The 20,186-nt window shown below is 61.4% G+C and carries 15 protein-coding genes; 12 read left to right on the top strand and 3 right to left on the bottom strand.

All coding sequences use genetic code 11. The features are described from left to right. The first annotated feature begins 84 nt into the window (after positions 1 to 84). Positions 85 to 2,034 (top strand): protein-disulfide reductase DsbD, encoded by a 1,950-nt coding sequence (dsbD, locus tag ABNT42_RS05750; protein WP_348695205.1) that lies wholly within the window; start codon positions 85 to 87, stop codon positions 2,032 to 2,034. 142 nt (positions 2,035 to 2,176) lie between these two features. Here dsbD and ABNT42_RS05745 read toward each other — a convergent pair whose 3' ends face one another. After that, entirely contained in the window at positions 2,177 to 2,689 is a 513-nt protein-coding gene (locus ABNT42_RS05745; protein ID WP_348695202.1) for a Spy/CpxP family protein refolding chaperone, read from the bottom strand. Positions 2,690 to 2,890: 201 nt separating this feature from the next. Between ABNT42_RS05745 and ABNT42_RS05740 the strand changes: the two genes are divergently transcribed. The 6 genes from ABNT42_RS05740 to ABNT42_RS05715 all read left to right on the top strand — a co-directional run bounded on the left by ABNT42_RS05740 (position 2,891) and on the right by ABNT42_RS05715 (position 12,406). After that, entirely contained in the window at positions 2,891 to 3,619 is a 729-nt protein-coding gene (locus ABNT42_RS05740; protein ID WP_155436371.1) for a response regulator, read from the top strand. Then, on the top strand, positions 3,616 to 4,971 hold the full coding sequence (locus tag ABNT42_RS05735) for an ATP-binding protein (protein ID WP_348695199.1): 1,356 nt from the start codon (positions 3,616 to 3,618) through the stop codon (positions 4,969 to 4,971). The genes ABNT42_RS05740 and ABNT42_RS05735 overlap by 4 nt, the downstream gene beginning before the upstream one ends. Before the next feature lie 110 nt (positions 4,972 to 5,081). Continuing rightward, positions 5,082 to 6,278 (top strand): efflux RND transporter periplasmic adaptor subunit, encoded by a 1,197-nt coding sequence (locus ABNT42_RS05730; protein ID WP_348695196.1) that lies wholly within the window; start codon positions 5,082 to 5,084, stop codon positions 6,276 to 6,278. 3 nt (positions 6,279 to 6,281) lie between these two features. Continuing rightward, entirely contained in the window at positions 6,282 to 9,419 is a 3,138-nt protein-coding gene (locus tag ABNT42_RS05725; RefSeq protein WP_348695195.1) for an efflux RND transporter permease subunit, read from the top strand. A gap of 70 nt (positions 9,420 to 9,489) precedes the next feature. Next, positions 9,490 to 11,367, top strand: a complete 1,878-nt coding sequence (locus ABNT42_RS05720; RefSeq protein WP_348695192.1) for an FAD/NAD(P)-binding protein — start codon at positions 9,490 to 9,492, stop codon at positions 11,365 to 11,367. A gap of 142 nt (positions 11,368 to 11,509) precedes the next feature. Beyond that, on the top strand, positions 11,510 to 12,406 hold the full coding sequence (locus tag ABNT42_RS05715) for a hypothetical protein (RefSeq protein ID WP_348695190.1): 897 nt from the start codon (positions 11,510 to 11,512) through the stop codon (positions 12,404 to 12,406). Here ABNT42_RS05715 and hemB read toward each other — a convergent pair. Together hemB and yihA are read right to left on the bottom strand one after the other, a co-directional pair. Further along, complete coding sequence (hemB, locus tag ABNT42_RS05710; RefSeq protein ID WP_348695187.1) at positions 12,403 to 13,425, bottom strand: porphobilinogen synthase; 1,023 nt, start codon at positions 13,423 to 13,425, stop codon at positions 12,403 to 12,405. The genes ABNT42_RS05715 and hemB overlap by 4 nt on opposite strands. A 39-nt stretch (positions 13,426 to 13,464) precedes the next feature. Continuing rightward, positions 13,465 to 14,178 (bottom strand): ribosome biogenesis GTP-binding protein YihA/YsxC, encoded by a 714-nt coding sequence (gene yihA, locus ABNT42_RS05705; RefSeq protein ID WP_348695183.1) that lies wholly within the window; start codon positions 14,176 to 14,178, stop codon positions 13,465 to 13,467. Positions 14,179 to 14,318: 140 nt separating this feature from the next. On the opposite strand from yihA, the gene ABNT42_RS05700 reads away from it, so the two are divergent. From ABNT42_RS05700 to ABNT42_RS05680, 5 genes are all read left to right on the top strand, one after another. Further along, positions 14,319 to 14,996 carry a c-type cytochrome gene (locus ABNT42_RS05700; RefSeq protein ID WP_348695180.1) on the top strand — a complete coding sequence of 226 codons (678 nt, stop codon included), beginning with the start codon at positions 14,319 to 14,321 and terminating at the stop codon, positions 14,994 to 14,996. 125 nt (positions 14,997 to 15,121) lie between these two features. Further along, entirely contained in the window at positions 15,122 to 17,215 is a 2,094-nt protein-coding gene (locus ABNT42_RS05695; protein WP_348695177.1) for a cytochrome c biogenesis protein ResB, read from the top strand. A gap of 31 nt (positions 17,216 to 17,246) precedes the next feature. Next, positions 17,247 to 18,401, top strand: coding sequence for a c-type cytochrome biogenesis protein CcsB (gene ccsB / locus ABNT42_RS05690; RefSeq protein WP_348695174.1), 1,155 nt, complete (start codon positions 17,247 to 17,249; stop codon positions 18,399 to 18,401). Between the two features lie 128 nt (positions 18,402 to 18,529). Next, positions 18,530 to 19,507 carry a protein-methionine-sulfoxide reductase catalytic subunit MsrP gene (gene msrP, locus ABNT42_RS05685; protein ID WP_348695172.1) on the top strand — a complete coding sequence of 326 codons (978 nt, stop codon included), beginning with the start codon at positions 18,530 to 18,532 and terminating at the stop codon, positions 19,505 to 19,507. Positions 19,508 to 19,510: 3 nt separating this feature from the next. After that, a complete protein-coding gene (locus tag ABNT42_RS05680) occupies positions 19,511 to 20,137 on the top strand; it encodes a protein-methionine-sulfoxide reductase heme-binding subunit MsrQ (protein WP_348695169.1) in 627 nt (208 codons plus the stop codon). The last annotated feature ends 49 nt before the right edge of the window (positions 20,138 to 20,186 follow it).

Raw genomic sequence — 20,186 nt, 5'->3', positions numbered from 1 at the left:
TTTACCCAGCTTTAAGGGGGCTATCAGACGGTCTGGGCTGAGTCGGTGTACTATGCGGGAGACCCGTTTTGTCGAAAGAAGTCCATGTTGCGTTTTGTCCGTCTTTGCCTTGCGCTATTCTCTCTGATCGCTGTTCTTGGCCCTGTGCCGACCCGCGCCGAGGATACTTTCCTCGAACCGGAAGCGGCCTTCAAATTCTCGGCGCGCATGGTGGATGGCCATACGGTTGCCGTCACCTTCCAGATTGCCGATGGCTATTATATGTACCGCGAGCGCTTCAAGTTCAGCGCCGTGGGGGCCAAAGTGGGCGCGCTGGCGATACCTGCTGGCACCGTGCATTTCGACGAAACTTTCCAGAAAAATGTAGAAACCTATCGCAAGTCCGTCACCATGACCATGCCGGTCGACGCCGCTGGCAGCTTTACGCTGCAAGGCACGGGGCAGGGCTGCTCGGACAAAGGCCTGTGCTACGCGCCGCAGGACTACAAGATCACGCTGGTCGGCAGTGGTTCGGTGCCGCTGCCGGCCGCTGCTGCCGCGCCGGCGTCTACGCCAGTTGCAGCAGCGAGCGCCGTCGCTGGTGCCAGCGCACCCGCCAGCAAAGGCGCCACAGCCGGCGATAGTGGCGCAGGCGCGCTCGCCTCCGCTGCTGCCAGCGCTGGTCTGGACGGCAAGCCTGCGCCAGTCTCGCCCGGCGTCACCATCCGTGCCATTCCCGAACCTGTGACCACCGTGCTGGCGCCAGAAACCGCACCGGCCGCGGCCGGAGCAGCCGGTAATGAGGCCGGCAAACTGGAAGCCGCGCTCAAGTCCGGCAAGCTGCTGGTGATTCTGCCGCTGTTTGCGCTGCTGGGACTGGGCCTGTCCTTCACGCCCTGCGTGCTGCCTATGGTGCCGATTCTGTCGTCTATCATCGTCGGCGAAGGGGCGAATACCACCCGTGGCCGCGGTCTGCTGCTGTCGGCTACCTACTCGCTAGGCATGGCCATTGTCTACACAGCGCTCGGCGTGGCGGCTGGGCTGGCCGGCGAAGGGCTGGCGGCCGCTTTGCAGAACCCGTGGGTGCTGGGCAGCTTCGGTGTGCTGATGGCCATTTTGTCGCTGTCCATGTTCGGCGTGTACGACTTGCAGGTGCCGGCCGCACTGCAATCGAAACTCAGTGATGTCTCGAACCGCCAGTCGTCTGGCAAACTGGCCGGCGTATTCGTCATGGGCGCCATCTCCGCCCTGATCGTTGGCCCTTGTGTGGCCGCACCGCTGGCTGCCGCGCTGGTCTACATCAGCCAGAGCCGCGATGTGCTGATCGGCGGTAGCGCGCTGTTCGCCATGGCTATCGGCATGAGCGTGCCGCTGATGCTGGTGGGCGTGTCGGCCGGTGCGCTGCTGCCGCGTGCGGGCATGTGGATGGATAGCGTCAAGCGCTTCTTCGGCGTGCTGATGCTGGCCATGGGCTGGTGGCTGGTCGCACCGGTGCTGCCAGCGGCCGTCCAGATGCTGGGCTGGGCCGCGCTGTTCGTCGGCTACGGCATGTATCTGCTGCTCAATCGCGGCCAGTGGCTCGCCAAGTCGGCGGCGCTGGTGTTTATCGCACTGGGGCTGGTGCAACTGGTGGGCGTGGTCAGCGGCGGACGCGATCCGCTCGCACCGCTGGCCCATCTGGGTGCGCAGCAGCATAAGCCGCTGGCATTCCAGCGCATCAAAACGGTACAGCAGCTCGATGCCATGCTGGCCAATACGGGTGGCAAGACCGTGATGCTGGACTTTTACGCTGACTGGTGCGTGTCCTGCAAGGAGATGGAAAAGCTGACCTTCGTCGCGCCATCGGTGCAGGCTGCGCTGGCCAACACCGTGCTGCTGCAAGTGGATGTGACGGCCAATGATGCCGACGACAAGGCCATGCTGAAACGCTTCGGCCTGTTTGGTCCGCCGGGCATCATCCTGTTCGATCGTAGCGGCAAGGAAATCGCCGGTGCCCGCGTGATCGGTTTTCAGGACGCGGCGAAGTTCACCACCTCGCTGGAACGTCTTCGCTAAAAAAGTCTAGAATGGTCTAGAACGGTCTAGAACGACCTAGACCAGTCTAGAACTGGTCTAAAGAAGTCTAGAAAAGTCGAAAAAGTCTAAAAAGTAAGCGGCGTGGCACGGGGTTTAGCCTTCGTGCCGCGCCGTTGCTACTTTACTTGGCCGGTTTGGCCGCCTCCCCGTGATGCTCGCCCCAGCCGCCATGGGCGCGGCGCTGCATCATCCCGTGGCCACCATGGGCGCCACCCATGGTGCGGTCATCGAAGATGGCTTTCTGCTCCGTGCTGAGCTGGCCGTAGAAGGTGTTCAGCGCGGCCAGATGGGTCTCCATTTTGGCCTGGCGCTGTTTGTGATGCTCGAGCATCTTGCTCATGCGCTCAGGCGCTGTCATCTTGGCGGCCGCGCCGCGTTCCGGCCACGCATGATCGCCTGCCGCAGGCTTGATGGCGGCCTGATAGGTGGCCCAGGCCGATTCCTGCTGCGCCGTCAGCTTCAGCAAGTCATGCAGACGGGCCTGACGCTTGGCAAACATATCGCCCATCTTGGCCTGCATCTGGGCCCGCTCCGGCATACCGTGGCCTGCGGCCGGTGCTTTGTCCTGTGCCTGAGCAGCAGCCATGCCCAGTACCGTGAAACCGATCAGTAGAGTAGTGCGTAAGGCTTGCATGGTAGTTCCTTTATCAGTGAATTAATCTGTCGCGCTGCCTCTTTGTGAGCACCGCGCTGGACACCATCTTGGCAGCGCAAGTTTGCCACCAAGTTTCCCTTGCCGCGCTTTTTGTATCGAGATGTTTCGCCGTGGCTCCCATATACAAGACGATACAATTGGCGATTGCCCACAGCTAGGTGAACTGGGGATAATGAGCGCATGGAACCCACATCTACTATCTTGATCGTCGACGACGATCGCGACATCCGCTCCCTGCTGGCCGATTATCTGGAATCGAACGGCTACCGCGCGCTGGCCGCCGCCGACGGGCTGGCCATGTGGAAGCTGCTGGAAGACGCCCGCCCCGATCTGGTGGTGCTAGACCTGAATCTGCCCGGCGACGATGGCCTGACCCTGTGCCGCAAGCTACGCGCCCAGTCCACCCTGCCGGTCATCATGCTGACCGCCCGTAACGAGCCGCTCGATCGCATCCTCGGGCTGGAAATGGGCGCCGACGACTACCTGCCCAAACCGTTCGAGCCGCGCGAACTGCTGGCCCGTATCCGCAGCGTGCTACGCCGCAGTAACGCCATGCCTAGTGGCGGCGCGGCCGACAAAGCCCATCTGCTGCGCTTCTCCGGCTGGACGCTGGATCTGACGGCGCGCCACCTGCTCAATCCGGACGGCATCGTCATCATGCTGTCGGGCGCAGAGTTCCGCCTGCTCAAAGTCTTCCTCGAACATCCGAATCGCGTGCTCAACCGCGATCAGCTGCTGAACCTGACGCAAGGCCGCGATGCCGATCCGTTCGACCGCTCGATCGATATCCAGATCAGCCGTTTGCGCCAGAAGCTGGGCGAAGATGCGCGCCTGCCGCAAATCATCAAGACCGTACGTAACGGCGGCTATGTGCTGGCCGGTCAGGTCACCATGGAGCCGCACGCGTGAGAGTTTTCCTCGGCTCCATGACAGGGCGGGTGTTTATCGTTCTGCTGCTGGGTATCGTCGCGTCGGCCGCGCTGACCCAGTGGCTGGCCGTCGGCGAACGCACCCGCGCCATCGAACGCTACCGCGACTTCCACGCGCTGGAGCGGGCCGAACAGCTGATTACCACGGCAGACGTGCTGCCCGCCGCTTCCCGCCCTACCTATCTGCGCGTGGCCGGACGCGGCACGATCAAGCTGGAGCGCACCGAACTGGCCATGGCCATGGCTCTGCCGCAGACGGATTTTTCCACTGCGCTACAGCAGCGGGTCGGCAGCACCATTTTGCTGGGGCCGCTGGCCGAGCGTCCTGCCGAATGCGATGTGCCCCGAAAAGGGCGCGATTTCTTTGCGCCCACCCAGTGGAAGGGCACGTGCGAAACCATGGCCGTGCAGCTGACGGATGGCGAGGTCATGAAATTGTCCGTGCTGCCACCCCGTTCGCCACCAGCGGCCCAGCACAGCGAATGGCTGGCCTTATTGCCTTTCCTGCTCAGCATCGCGGGGCTGGCCTATCTGGTCACGCGCATGACGGTACGTCCGCTGCGCACGCTGGCACAGGCCGCCAAAGACCTCGGCAACGACATCAACCACCCGCCTGTAGTGCTGAGCGGCGCGGCTGAAATCCGTCAGGCCAGCGCCGCTTTCAATGCCATGCAGGCGCGCATCCGTCAGCATATCCAGCAGCGTACGGAAATGCTGGCTGCCATCACCCACGATTTGCAGACGCCGCTAACGCGCATGCGCTTGCGGCTGGAAAAAGTCCGTGACGAGGAACTGCAGCAGCGCCTGATCGATGATCTGTCCGCCATGCAGCAAATGGTGAAAGAAGGGCTGGATCTGGCGCGCAGCATGGATTCCTCAGAAACCATGCAGGCACTCGATCTCGATGCCCTGCTCGACAGTGTGTGCAGCGATGCCACCGATGTGGGCCAGTCGGTGGAACTGCGCGGCCGTGCCGGTATGGCGCTGATGGGGCGTCCGCTGGCGATCCGGCGCTGCCTGATGAACCTGATCGATAATGCCGTCAAATATGGCCACTATGCCCATGTGTCGGTGGAGCGGCTGGTGGGCGCGGCGCGCATCCGTATCCGCGACGGTGGCCCCGGCATCGATCAGGACCAGATGGCACGCGTGTTCGAGCCGTTCTACCGGGTAGAAAGCTCGCGCTCGCGGTCTTCCGGTGGCACGGGGCTGGGCCTGACCATTGCCCGCAATATCGCCGAACAGCATGGCGGTAGCGTGGTGCTGGCCAATCATGCCGAAGGCGGCCTCGAAGTGACGCTGGTGGTGCCGGAATACTACGCTGGTCGCTGAGGTCGATACTTAGATCGACGGCTAGTCAACAATACTGTGCGACAATGTTTCGCCCTGCTGAGGTGGCCACGCAAGTGGCCACTGTCTCGACTGTAAAACAACTACTACCCATGAAAAAATCATCCCTCGCCATTCTGATCGCTGCAGTCGCCGGAGCCGGTGCTGTCGGCTGGAACATGACCCACCACAGTGCCGAGCCTGCCAAACCGGCAGGCCCCGGCCAGCAGGGCCCGACCACGGTGGCGATTACGGCAGCCAAGCGGCAGGATGTGCCCGTGGTGCTGCAGGCGAACGGCACGGTCACGCCGATCAGCACGGTGGATCTGCATGCCCAGATCACCAGCACCATTGCGCGCGTGCATATCAAGGAAGGCCAGTTCGTTAAAGCAGGCGAGCTGATGTTCACACTGGATGACCGCGCAGCGCGTGCCAATGTGGACAAGGCGCAGGCGCAGGTGGTGCGCGATCAGGCGGCGCTGGCCGATGTGGAGCGCCAGTACAAGCGCGCACAGGAACTGTTTGCCCAGAAATTCGTCGCCCAGAGCGCGCTCGATACGCTTAAGTCCCAGGTCGATTCGGCCCGCGCACTGCTGAATGCCGACATGGCGGCAGCCCGTTCCACCAGCGTGGACGCCAGCTATAACAGCATCCGTGCACCGATGGCAGGGCGGGTGGGGGCCATCAACGTGTATCCGGGCAGTCTGGTACAGGTGGCCACTTCGCTCACCACGATCACCCAGCTTGACCCTATCACGGTGGCGTTCACGCTGCCGGAATCGGCACTGGCCACACTGCTGCAGGCCCAGCGCGATGGTAGCGTGGCCGTCAAAGCCACCACGGGTGATGGTGCGCAGGAAGTCGCCGGTGCACTCAGCTTCATCGATAACACGGTTGATCCGGTGGCCGGCGTGATCCGCGTGAAAGCCCAGTTCGGCAACAAGGACACCCGTCTGTGGCCGGGCCAGTACGTCAACACGCGACTGGTGGCGCAGGTGCTCAAGGATGTCATGGTGATTCCGCAGAACGCCATCATCAGCAACACGCGTGGTACTTTCGTCTACACGGTGGATGAAGAGCAGAAGGCCAAGGTGGTAAACATCAAGCGCCTGTATGCGTTTGGCGAGAGCGCCGCCGTCAGCGGTCTGGATGGCAGCGAAAAAATCATTGTCGATGGCAAGCAGAACCTGCGCCCGGGCGGCAAGGTGCGTATCGCCGCAGCCGGTGGCGCTAATGGAGCTGCCGCCAGTGCGGGTGCCGCGGCCAGTGGCGCTGGCAGTGCGCCGGCCAATGACAAGCAGAAGGGCTAAGACATGAATCTGTCCGAGTTGTGTATCCGCCGGCCAGTGATGGTAGTGCTGCTGTCGCTGACCCTGATACTGGCTGGTATTCTGGCCTATTTCTATATTCCTGTGGCGGCGCTGCCCAGTTATAACACGCCCGTGATCAACGTCTCGGCCGACCTGCCCGGTGCCTCGCCCGAAACCATGGCTTCGTCGGTGGCGCTGCCGCTGGAGAAGCAGTTCTCCACCATCGCCGGTCTGTCGGTCATCACTTCGACCAACACGCTGGGCAATTCCTCGCTGACGCTGGAGTTCGACCCTAGCATCAACGTCAACGAGGCGGCTATCGATGTGCAGGCCGCGCTGCTGCGTGCCCAGCGCCAGTTGCCGATCGAGATGACGGATCTGCCGTCCTACCGCAAGGTCAATCCGGCCGATGCACCCGTGCTGTTCATGACGATGAATTCGCCGTCGCTGACGCTGTCGGAGTTGAACGACTATGCCGAGAATCTGATCGCACCTAGCCTGTCCACCTTGCCCGGCGTGGCACAGGTGACGGTGAATGGCCAGAAGCGTTTTGCCGTGCGTATCCGCGCCAAATCGGAACTGATGAACGCGCGTAACATGACGCTCGACGAATTGCAGCAGGCCATCAAGTCGGCCAATGCGAATACGCCACTGGGTATCCTCGACGGCCCTAGCCAGACCCTGACCATACAGGGCAATGCCCAACTGATGAAGGCGGCCGAGTTTGCCGAACTGATCATCGCCCAGCGCAACGGTCAGCCTGTGCGCCTGAAGGATGTGGCCACCGTCGAGGACAGCTTCCAGTCCGTCAAGACGGCCGGTAGCTACAACGGCGAGCGCTCCATCGTGCTGCTGGTAATGCGCCAGCCCGATGCCAACACCGTGCAGGTCGTCGATGGCGTGCGCCGATTGCTGCCGCGCTTCAAGACGCAAGTGCCCGCGTCCATCAACATCAATCTGGTCAACGACCGTTCCGTCTCGATCCGCGAAGCCATCCATGACGTGAACCTGACGCTGGCGCTTACCATCTTCCTCGTGGTGATGGTGATCTTCCTGTTCCTGCGCCGTGCTGCTGCCACCTTTATTCCCGCCATCACCATGCCGATCTCGCTGCTGGGGGCGCTGGCGCTGCTGTATGCCTTCGGCTACAGCCTCGACAACGTCTCGCTGCTGGGCATCACACTGGCGGTGGGGCTGGTGGTCGATGATGCCATCGTGGTGCTGGAGAACATCGTGCGCCATATCGAGCTGGGCAAGAAGCCTTTGCAGGCGGCGCTGGTGGGCTCGAAGGAAATGGGCTTCACGATTATTTCCATTTCCGTCTCGCTGGTGGCGGTGTTCATTCCCATCTTCTTCATGCCCGGCGTGATCGGTCTGATGTTCCATGAATTTGCCGTGGTGGTGGGCTTGTCCGTGCTGGTGTCGGCGGCCGTCTCGCTGATGCTGGTGCCTATGCTGGCCAGCCGCTTGCTGCCGGCCGATGCGGTCGATCCCGAGCACGACAAGGGTGGCTTTATCGGCCGCTGGTTCGAGGCCGGCTTCACCGCGCTGCGCAACAGTTATGTGCACACGCTTGATATGGCACTGCGTCACCGTAATATCGTGCTGGTGGCGGCGCTGGGTACGTTCGCATTGACGGCGGCACTCTACATCAGCATTCCTAAAGGCTTCTTCCCCGAGGAAGATCTGGGGCAGATACGCGTCAACACGGAAGCGTCGGAAGATATTTCTTCTGCTGCCTTGCAGGAATTGCAGGAACGCGTGGCGGCCGTGATCCAGAAAGATCCCAACGTACAGGATGTGACCTCGTTCGTCGGTGGTGGTAACGGTGGCCGCATGTTCCTTGTGCTCAAGCCGCGCAGCGAGCGCAAGAGCATGCCGGAAGTGCTCGACAGTCTGCGTAAAGCCACCAAGACCGTGCCCGGCATCGCCGTCTACCTGAGCCCCGTGCAGAATCTGCAACTGGGTGGCCGCCAGTCCAAGAGCCGCTACCAGTACACGCTGCAGTCGGTCAGCCCCGGCGCTCTGAACGAATGGGCGCAGAAATATCTCGACCAGCTGCGTGCCGATCCCGACTTCCGCGATGTCACCAGCGATTCGCAGAACCGCGGCCTGCAGGCCACGCTGAAGATAGACCGCGACAAGGCTAACAACCTCGGCGTGGCCATCGGCGATATCCGTACGGCGCTGTATCTGGCCTTTGGCGAGCGTCAGGTGTCGACCATTTATTCGCCTGCGGCCAGCTATAGCGTGATACTGGAAGCGGCCACGGCAGACCGCCAGTTCGACGATGCGCTGACCCGTATTTCGGTACGCAACAAGAGCGGCGCGCTGGTCCAGTTGTCCAGCTTTGCCACGGTGGAGCGCACGGTGGGGCCGACCGCCGTCAACCATCAGGGTCAGTTACAGGCCATCACCATTTCCTTCAATCTGGCGCCCGATGTGCCGCTGGGCAAAGCCACTGCCAAGATCGACAAGATGGGCGTGGACATGCACCTGCCGCCATCCATCATTACCAACTACGGTGGCGATGCGGCCGTGTTCCAGAGTTCGCAAGGTAGCCAGCTGATCCTGATCATCGCTGCGCTGGGCGTGATCTATGTGCTGCTGGGCGTGCTATACGAAAGCTATATCCACCCGCTGACGATTCTGGCCGGTCTGCCCTCGGCGGCGGTGGGCGCGCTGCTGACGCTGCGCCTGTTCAATCTGGATCTGACCATGATCGCCATCATCGGTATCCTGATGCTGATCGGTATCGTCAAGAAGAACGCCATCATGATGATCGACTTTGCCCTGCACGTGCAGCGTAACGAAGGCCGCACGCCGGCCGATGCGATCCGCGAAGCCTGTATCCTGCGCTTCCGCCCCATCATGATGACCACCATGGCGGCGCTGATGGGGGCCTTGCCGATCGCGCTGGGGCTGGGCGCGGGTGCCGAACTGCGCCAGCCGCTGGGTCTGGCCGTGGTGGGTGGGCTGATTTTCTCGCAAGTGATCACGCTCTACATCACGCCTGTGATCTATTTATTCCTCGACAAATACAGTGGTAATGGCCCCATGAGCGACGCCGAGCTGGCCGGCGAGCCCGTGCCGGTGGTGCATGCGGTCGAACTGAAAGCCGTGAGCACGGCCAAGCATTGAGCCGTGACAACTAGCCGGGCGGGCGTTTCTTTATCATAGGCAAGGTCACTATGAGAAAGGACGGCCGCCCATGCAGCGCTACAGCGTCGTCATCATCGGCATGGGGCCGCGTGGCCTGAGTGTGCTGGAACGGCTGGCGGCGCTATGCCGCCACACGGGGCTGGCGCTGGACATCACGGTAATCGAACCGGGACCGTGCGGCGCCGGCGTGCATGACCCCGAACAATCGCAGCATTTGCTGATCAATACGCTCGCCAGTCAGGTCACCCTGTTTCCGCTGGCAGGCAGCGTGCGCTATCCCACCATCAGCCCCGCACCCAGCCTGACGGAATGGGCGCGCCAGCAAGGCTATCGCCGTTACGATGATGGCGACAGCGACAGCGACAGCGACGACGGGGCGGCGAGCGTCATCCGCGATAGCGATTACCTGCCGCGCGGCTGGCTGGGCGCCTATCTGTGCTGGGCTTATGCCCAGCTGGTGGCCGCCATGCCCGCCTGCGTCACCCTGCAGCACCACAGCGCGCACGCCTGCGATCTGACCCTGCAGACCGATGGCCTATGGGCCGTGACACTGGACGACGGCAGCGCGGTGTATACCAGCTTTGTGTTCCTCACCACGGGCCATGACCGCCAGCAGCCGGATCCCGAACAGGAACAGCTGGCCGCTTTCGTGCGCCAGCAGGGCGCGCGCAATCCCCGGCTGGCGCTGGTGCGCGAGCTGTATCCCGCCACCCAGTTGCAGCAGATCGCCGCCGGTGCGCAGGTGGCCATACAGGGGCTGGGCCTGTGCGCCCACGATGTGCTGGCCGAACTGACGCTGGGCCGGGGCGGGCGCTACCAGACGCAAAGTTCCCGCTCAGGTGCGGGCTTGCGCTACCTGCCATCGGGTGCCGAACCACATCTGACGCTATGCTCGCGCCTGTGTCTGCCCGCCGCGGCACGGGGCCAGAACCAGAAAGGGCTGGCAGGCCGCCACGCCGCCCAGTATTTCACCGCGCCGGCGCTGGCCGCCCTGCGCGCCCGCGCCCAGTTGCGTGACGGCAGCCCGCAACTGGATTTCGAGCGCGACGTACTGCCTTTGCTACAGCGGGAAATGGCCTGGGTCTACCGCAGCACACAGGCTGGCCGTGCGCTCGACCCGCAGCGCTTCGTGCTGACGGCCGGCGATGCAGCGCAGATCATGCGCTGGCTATTTCCTTTGCAGCAGCGCCGCTTCGCCACGCTGGGGCAGTTCCGCCACTACGTGCACGACTGGCTGCAGCGCGATCTGGCTGCCGCCCGTCAGGGCAATCTGGGCAATGCCTGCAAGGCGGCGCTGGACGTGCTGCGCGACTGCCGTGCTACCCTGCAGGCGGCACTCGAATACGGCGGTCTGACACCGGCCTCGCACCGCCAGTTCCTGCAGCGCTACCATCCGGCCATCAATCGCATGGCTTACGGGCCGCCGTTGCGGCGCAACCAGCAATTGCTGGCGCTGATGGAGGCGGGCGTGGTGCAATGGCTGGCTGGGCCCGGGTGCCACATCGAAACGGATGCGGCCAGCGCCCGTTTTCAGCTATGCACGCCGCTGGCCAGCGGCTGGGTCAGACAGGGTGTGGATGTGCTGGTGGTGGCGCGGCTGGCGGGCTTCTTCCCTATCCAGACCACATCCTTACTCATCCGTAATATGCTGCAGCGGGGACTGGCGCGGCCTTACCACAATGGCGATTTTCATCCGGGCGGGCTGGATATCGATGCTGCCAGCCAGTTGCTAGATCGGCAAGGCCTAGCCTGTCCGCGCCTGTGGGCACTGGGCTTTCCCGTCGAGGGGGCGCACTACTACACCCATGCATTACCGCGGCCGGGACTGGTTTCGCGCATGGTGCAGGATGCCGAGCGCTGCGTGCTGGCGCTGGCCAGCCAGTTACTGCCGCAGCACCAGAATGGGGCAATTTGTAGCACCGGCTGATACATACGGTAACATCCTTCAAGGCTGGGAACTTGTAAGCTAGCGACGCTAGCATGGCGGGTATGGTCTGGGTTCCCAAAACAGCGCGACTCTGGCACTATGGCCGCTCTTTTGTCGTCGCTCCCCTTCAAGGTTTGTTATTTTGCATCACGATCCTCACATCCACACTGCGCGTTCCGAGTACTGCGAAAGTTGCGGACAGCGCTTGCCGGCCTCGGTCGGCTACGGTACGTGGGAAAGCGAAAACAAGCCTAACCGCATCGGTATCGGTATCTCGATCGCCCTGCACTTGCTGGGCGTGCTGTACTACTTCCTCGCACCGGCCCCCGAGCGCAAGCATGCCGCGCCGCCCAAAGGCGGGGTGATGGTCTACATCGCACCGACCAAGGACAAGAGCCCGAAACAGCCGCAGCCGAAGAAAATCGAAGTGGCCAAGGCCGCTAAAACGCCGCCGCCACCGAAACAGATTAGCCAGCGCGACACGCCAGCAGCCAGCAAGCCCAAGCTGGAAACCTATGTGCCGCCCGTGCAGGCTACGATGACGCCGCCGCCGGAACAGGATATGTCGGAAATGATCGCCAAGCGCCGTGCGGCGCGCGAAGCCAACAACCCGCAACCGGCCCCGCCCGCACCGGCAGAATCGGAAAACGAACGCGCGCTGCGTATCGCCAAGGCCAACATCGCGGGCGCACAGGGCCGTTCGGCTGGTGGCGACCGCGATGATACGGGCGGTATCTTCTCAGTTGATAAGAGCTACCACAGTGCGGAAGTGAAGTTCCGCGGCTGGAATACCAACTTCAAGCGCAACTGGCTGCAGCAGATCCACGTGGAGCAGGGCGCCGAGCAGGATATCGAAACGGCCGTGGTCAAGGAAATGATCAAGGTGATCCGCAAGGAGAAGCAGGGCGACTTCCCGTGGGAATCGCGGCGTCTGGGTAAAGTCGTGACGCTGAGTGCGCGCAAGGAAGACGAAAAGGAACTGATCGCCTTCCTGCTGAAAGAAATGTTCCCCGAATATACCCGGGGATCGGCCCGTTAAGCCTGTGCCTGAGCCTTGAGCAGGCGGGCGATGTCACGCGCGAAGTAGGTCAGCACGCCGTTGGCGCCAGCGCGCTTGAAGGCCAGCATGGATTCCATCATCACCTTGTCATGATCGAGCCAGCCGTTTTGCGCGGCGGCCTTGATCATGGCGTACTCGCCGCTGACCTGATAGGCAAAGGTCGGCACCTTGAATTCATCTTTCACGCGGCGCACCACGTCCAGATACGGCATGCCCGGTTTCACCATCACCATGTCGGCACCTTCGGCCAGATCGAGCCCCACTTCGCGCAGCGCTTCGTCGCCATTGGCAGGGTCCATCTGGTAGGTGTTCTTGTCGCCTTTGCCCAGATTCTTGGCCGAACCCACGGCATCGCGGAACGGGCCGTAGAAGGCCGAAGCGTACTTGGCCGAGTAAGCCATGATGCGGGTGTGGATGTGGCCATGCGCTTCCAGTGCAGCACGGATTGCGCCGATACGGCCATCCATCATGTCCGACGGGGCCACCACGTCCACCCCGGCGGCTGCATGGCACAGCGCCTGACGGATCAGCATGTCGGTGGTGACGTCATTCAGCACATAGCCGTTTTCATCGATCAGACCATCCTGACCGTGGCTGGTGTAAGGGTCGAGCGCGATATCGGTCAGAATGCCCAGTTCAGGGTGAGCCTGTTTCAGCGCACGCACGGCGCGTGGTACCAGACCTTCCGGATTGGTGGCTTCCACGCCGTCCGGGGTTTTCTTGCTGCTGTCGATCACAGGGAACAGCGCCAGTACGGGGATGCCCAGTTGCACGCATTCGGCCGCCACTTCCAGCAGCAGATCAACCGATACGCGCTCCACGCCCGGCATCGAGGCCACTGGCTCGCGCTGCTGCTCGCCATCGAGGATGAATACAGGGTAGATCAGATCGGAAGCCGTCACATGGTTCTCGCGCATCAGCGCGCGCGAGAACGGGTCGCGCCGCATCCGGCGCATACGGACATTGGGAAACTGGGCAGAAACGTGAGGATGAGTCATTGCACTACTTCCTTGCTAGATTAAGGGGCAAACTTCAACTTATTCGGCTGGCGGCGCGTCGTCCGCGGCGCTTGCGTCAGGTTCGGTGTCTTCGCTCAGGCCGGCCAGTTCGAGGATCTTGTCGTTGGCTTCGTCGATGCCGACCCGTTTCAGGGCGGAGAACAATTGCACGGTGAACGGGAAACCTTCGCCATCTTCATCGACATAGCTTTCCAGTTTGGCTTTGGCCTGACGCAGCACATTGACCATTTCGTTGCGGTTGAGTTTATCAACCTTGGTCAAAATGCAATGAATCGGCTTGCCCGTGGGAGCGAACCATTCAAGCATCTGTACATCAAGTTCCGTGAACGGGCGACGCGAATCCATGATCAGGATCAAGGCGGCCAATTGTTCGCGGCGCTGGACATAGTCACCGAGCAGTCGTTGCCAGTGTAATTTTGCCGAGCCGGAAACCTCGGCATAACCGTAGCCGGGCAGGTCGACCAGCAGGGCCTCGATCTCGTCCACGATGGTGGGGTCTTTACGGTGCTGCGCCACATGGGCGCCACCGATGGAGAAGTAGTTAATATGCTGGGTGCGGCCCGGTGTCTTGGATGCGAAGGCCAGACCTTTCTGGTTGCACAGGATGTTAATGGCGGTCGATTTACCGGCGTTGGAGCGACCCGCAAAGGCGATTTCCGGCACTTTGGTGTCGGGTAATTCGCGCAATTGGTTGACGGTCGTGAAGAAGCGGGCTTGCCAGAGTTTGGACATGGGAATGGGGGAAATGCAACAAAAGGGAGCAAATATGCTGGAAAGCTATTGTACAATGAGTAGTTACGAAGCGGCGCTAACCCGGCCTCAGGCCTTAGTGTTAGTCTAGCTTGCGACCAAACTTTTTTGAGGGTGCCTGAATGAATCGTGCGTTTTCACCGTTTGTAAAATCCCTGCTGGTGGCCGTACTGGCTGTGAGCGCAACTGCCCACGCTGAAGACAAGAAACCGGCGCACGCAGAACCTGCGGCACTGAAAGGCGATGCCGCCAAAGGTAGCACCCTGTTCGGTAGCGGCGACGCTGCCCGCGGCCTGCCAGCCTGCGTATCGTGCCACGGTGAAGGCGGCAACTCGACCATCACGGTGAACCCTAAACTGGCAGGCCAGAACGCTGGCTACCTGAACAAGCAGCTGGTCAACTTCACCACCCCTGAGCGTAACCAGCCGGTGATGACCACCTACGCCAAAATGCTGACCGATCAGGAAAAGCTGGACATCGCCACCTATCTGGCAGCGCAGACCTCCAAGCCTAACGCGGCCAAGAACAAGGACACGGTAGAAATCGGCAAGAAGATCTATCGCGGCGGTATCGCCGAGAAGAACGTGCCAGCCTGTGCTAGCTGCCACGGTGCCAGCGGTGCCGGCATTCCGGTGCAATACCCGCGTCTGGCTGGCCAGCATCAGGACTACACGGTAGCCCAGCTGGGTCTGTTCAAGGCCGATGGCCGCAAGAACAGCCCGCAGATGACCACCATTGCCAAGCGCATGACGGAAGACGAAATGAAAGCCGTGGCTGACTACGTCGCCGGCTTGAAGTAAGCACCACCTCGGCTCCGCTCTCGGGCGGAACCGCATGGCCATAAAAAAGGGGCGGCAGCGTAAGCGGGCTGCCCTTTTTGTTGTTATGCTGCCGTCAGCACATTTATCGAGAACTATTTCCTAGCATGAGCAGCAGCCCCAGTACTTCCGGTATTGCCGTAAAAACCCGTCGGCCCCTGATCGGCGAATTGATCGAGCTCATTTCTTCGATGCGCTTTGCGATCGCTTTGCTGGCCATGATCGCCATCGCTGCCGTGGTTGGCACGGTGATGAAGCAGAACGAGGCGACCAATAACTACATCAATCAGTTCGGCCCGTTCTGGTTCGAAGTGTTCCGCAAGTTCGGCCTGTATGCCGTCTACTCGGCATGGTGGTTCTTACTATTGATGGGTATGCTGGTGACCTCCACCACGCTGTGCATCATGCGCAACACGCCCAAGATGCTGCGCGATATGCGTAGCTGGCGCGAGAACGTGCGCGCCACTTCGCTGCTCAACTTCCACCACAAGATGCAATGGCGTGCGCCGCTGGCACGCACCGCGCTGGCCCAGCAGAGCGCCGCGCGACTGGTGGATGCCGGTTATGCCGTGAAAACCGTGGAGCGCGAGGGTGGCACACTGGTGGCCGCTAAACGGGGCGCCGGTAACAAGTTCGGCTACATCTTCGCCCACGCCGCCATCGTCGTCATCTGTATTGGCGGCCTGCTCGATTCCGACATGCCGATCCGTGCGCAGGAATGGTTTGCCGGTAAAGTGCCGTTCAATGGCACGGGCCTGATCGCCAATGTGCCGGCCCAGAGCCGTTTGAGCACGTCCAACCCTAGCTTCCGTGGCAATACGCTGGTGCCGGAAGGCGCCACCAGCGATAGCGCGATCCTCAACCGTCCCGACGGCGTGCTGATTCAGGATCTGCCCATCACCATCTCGCTGAAAAAATTCACCGTCGATTTCTACACCACCGGCATGCCTAAGCTGTTCGCTTCCGAAGTGGAAGTGCGCGACAACGCCAGTGGCGAAAAAGTGAATGCTGTCATCGAAGTCAACAAGCCACTGATCTTCAAGGGGCTGGCGATCTACCAGTCCAGCTTCGATGATGGCGGTAGTAAGCTGAAACTGACGGGCTTCCCCATGGCCGGTAGCAGCAGCACCACCTTTGCGCTGAATGGCGAAGTGGGCACCTCGACCCCGCTGGGCGATGCCTATACGGTGGAATGGACGGGCTTCCGTGCGTTCAACGTGGAAAACATGGGCAATACCCAGGATCCGCGCGCCGTCACCAAGGGTGAAAGTCTGGAGCAGCAACTGAGCGCCACGCTGGACAAGCACACGGGTTCGGCCGCACGCAATGCCAACAACAAGGACATGAAGAACGTCGGCCCCAGCTTTACCTACAAGCTGCGCGACAAGAACGGTCAGGCCCGCGAGTACCAGAACTATATGCAGCCCATCCAGATCGATGGCGCCACCATGTATCTGGCGGGCATGCGCAACAGCCCGTCCGACCCGTTTACCTATCTGCGTATTCCGGCCGATGACGAACACGGCTTGAAAGAGTGGATGCGGCTGCGCGCAGCGCTGCACGATCCGGCCATGCGTACGGAAGCGGCCCAGCGTTATGCGCGCCGTGCTTCGCCACCGTCGGCTAACGCCCAGCAGATCCAGCAGCAACTGCAGGCCTCGGCCGACAAGAGCCTGACTATCTTTGCCGGCGACGGCAAGGTGGGCGGCTTTGTCGCCATCTCGCGCTTCCTCGAAAAGATTCCGCAGGCCGAGCAGGAAAAAGCCGCCGATGTGTTCATGAAGATCCTCAACGGCACCCTGTGGGAACTGTGGCAGGTAGCCCGCGCCAAGGATGGTCTGGCACCTGCGACGCCGGACCAGAACCATGCCCGCTTCCTGCAACTGTCCACCAATGCCCTGTCGGACGGCTATTTCTACGGCGCGCCTATCTATCTGCAACTCGACGACTTTACGCAGGTACAGGCGTCGGTATTCCAGATCACCCGCTCGCCCGGTAAAAATGTGGTGTATCTGGGCTGTCTGTTCCTTGTGATCGGTGTATTCTCCATGTTCTACATCCGCGAGCGCCGCCTGTGGATCTGGATTACCGACCATGCCGACGGCGCCGAAGCGCTGATGGCCATGAGCACCCAGCGCAAAACGCTGGACTTCGAACGCGAATTTGAGAACCTGAAAGAAAAACTGCCGCAATCGGCCTAAGCCGCTTGCCCTGCAGTGACGGAGAATGAAGATGGAACTGACCCAATCGAGCCAGACATACACGCAAGCGCCCGGCTATTTCAAACGCCTGTCGCTGCTGGACTGGGTATTCGCCCTGGCACTGGTAGCCGCCGCGCTGTTCGGCCTGAGCCGCTACGGCCAGTATATGGACGTCTATGAGCAGGGCATCCTGCTGGCGGCGGCGCCCACGTTTGCCGTACTGGGCTGGCACTGGAAGCCGGCGCGCTGGCTGATGCCGCTGGTGGCACTGCTGTCGCTGGGGGCCATCGCCATGTATGGCGGCGTGCTGGATAACGGCAGCAAAAAATTCTGGCTGCGCATGATGCTGTCGAGCCAGTCGGCAATTCTGTGGATGAGCATGATGTTCATCCTGTCCACCCTGTTCTACTGGGTGGGTCTGTTTGGCCGTTCGAGCATGGCATTCAGTATCGGCAACAAACTGTGCTGGGCGGCCGTGATACTGGGTCTGACGGGCATGATGGTACGCTGGTACGAGTCCTACCTGATCGGCACGGACGTGGGCCACATCCCCGTTTCCAATCTGTATGAAGTATTCGTGCTGTTCGCCCTGATCACGGCCATGTACTACCTGTACTTCGAGCAGCGTTATGCCACCAGCCAGATGGGGCCGTTTGTCACCCTCGTGATCACGGCGGCGATCGCCTTCCTGTTCTGGTACACCAATACCCGTGATGCGGCTGAAATCCAGCCCTTGCTGCCGGCCCTGCAAAGCTGGTGGATGAAAATCCACGTACCAGCCAACTTCATCGGCTATGGCAACTTCTCGCTGGCCGCCATGGTGGCTGCTGCCTATCTGCTGAAGACTTCCGGCTATCTGGTCGACCGTCTGCCGTCGGCCGAAGTACTAGACGACGTAATGTACAAAGCCATTTCGGCTGGTTTCGCCTTCTTCACCATTGCCACCATCCTCGGTGCGCTGTGGGCGGCGGAAGCATGGGGCGGCTACTGGTCGTGGGATCCGAAAGAGACGTGGGCGCTGATCGTCTGGCTCAACTACGCGGCGTGGCTGCACATGCGCCTGATGACGGGCCTGCGTGGCCGTCCGGCCGCATGGTGGGCGCTGGTAGGTCTGCTGGTGACGACCTTTGCTTTCCTTGGCGTCAACATGTTCCTGTCCGGCCTGCATTCCTACGGCAAGCTTTAATCGAGGCCTAAACAACGGCTGGCGAAGAATGGTGTAAGGTTGCGTTTTGCCGCGCGACCAAGGTTAAAGACTGACAGTGAGCGCAGTCTTGATCCTTAGTAAATACCTTGACCATCACAGGAGCCAGCATGTTGATCAAACGTAGCCCGAACGGCATCGAACTGCCGTTTTCCTCGGAAATCACCCCGCGCGCCGTCTACGAAGGTCGGCGCGACTTCATCCGCCAGCTGGCGGTCGGTGCCATCGGCAGCGCGGCGCTGATGGAAATGGCCCAGCGCGAAGCGTTTGCGCAGGGCATGCGCCCCAAGCTGGCGGGCAAACTCAATCCGGCCTATTCGGCGCTGGACAAGCCCACGCCCTACAAGGACGCGACCAGCTACAACAACTTCTACGAATTCGGCACCGACAAGAGCGAACCGGCCATGTATGCGGGCACGCTGAAAACCCATCCGTGGACGGTCAGCATCGAAGGCGAAGTGAAAAAGCCCATGACGCTGGATCTGGACAGCCTGCTGAAACTGGCGCCGCTGGAAGAGCGAGTGTACCGCCTGCGCTGTGTGGAAGGCTGGTCGATGGTGATCCCGTGGGTAGGTTATTCCTTCTCCGAGATCATGAAAAAGGTCGAACCGACCAGCAACGCGAAATACGTGGAATTTATTTCGCTGGCCGACAAAAAGCAGATGCCGGGCGTAGGCAGCCGCGTGCTGGACTGGCCGTACACGGAAGGCTTGCGCATCGACGAAGCAGCGCACCCGCTGGCGCTGCTGACCTTGGGCATGTATGGCGAAGTGCTGCCTAACCAGAATGGAGCGCCCGTGCGCATGGTGCTGCCGTGGAAGTACGGCTTCAAATCGGCCAAGTCCATCGTCAAGATCCGTTTTCTGCGCGAACAGCCGCGCACCTCATGGAATCTGTCGGCACCCAACGAATACGGTTTCTATTCCAACGTCAATCCGGAAGTCGATCACCCGCGCTGGTCGCAGGCGTCCGAGCGCCGCATCGGCGAAGACGGTTTCCTCGCCCGCAAACGCAAGACCCTGATGTTCAACGGCTATGCCGACGTGGCGCCGCTATACGCAGGCATGGACCTGAAGAAGTTCTACTAAGCCATGGCCGTGCAACTGACTGCGCGCCAGCTAGGCTGGCTCAAGGGGGCACTGTTCGTGCTGGCGCTAGCGCCGCTTGCGCGCATGGTCTATCTGACCGTAACGGGGCAACTAGTGGAGCCGCTGGAATTCCTCACCCGTGGCACGGGCGACTGGACGCTGTACCTGTTGACCATAACGCTGGCGATCACACCGCTGCGCCGCCTGACGGGCTGGAACTGGCTGGTTAAACTGCGCCGCATGGCGGGGCTATATGTATTTTTCTACGGCCTGCTGCACTTCCTCACCTTCCTGTGGTTCGACCACTTCTTCGACGTGCAGGAAATGTGGAAGGACGTACTCAAGCGCCCCTTCATCACGGTGGGCTTTATCGCCTTCGTGCTGCTGATCCCGCTGGCGCTAACGAGCACCAACGGCATGATGCGCCGGCTGGGTGGCAAGGCATGGCAGCGGCTGCATCAGCTGATCTACCTGATCGCACCGCTAGCCGTGCTGCATTTCTGGTGGATGAAGGCGGGCAAGCACCTGCTGGGCCAGCCCATCCTGTTCGCCTGCATCGTCGCAGGCCTGCTGCTATTCCGCCTGAATGGCAAGTATCAACTACTTGGGGTCAGGTCGGGCAAAGTGTAAGTGTCAGGTCGGGCATTGGTGCGTTTCTTGAGAATTCTCAAAGATCGAC

Source organism: Duganella fentianensis (assembly GCF_964031615.1).
GTDB lineage: Bacteria > Pseudomonadota > Gammaproteobacteria > Burkholderiales > Burkholderiaceae_D > Rugamonas > Rugamonas fentianensis_A.
This window is presented reverse-complemented; position numbering and strand designations above follow the sequence as displayed.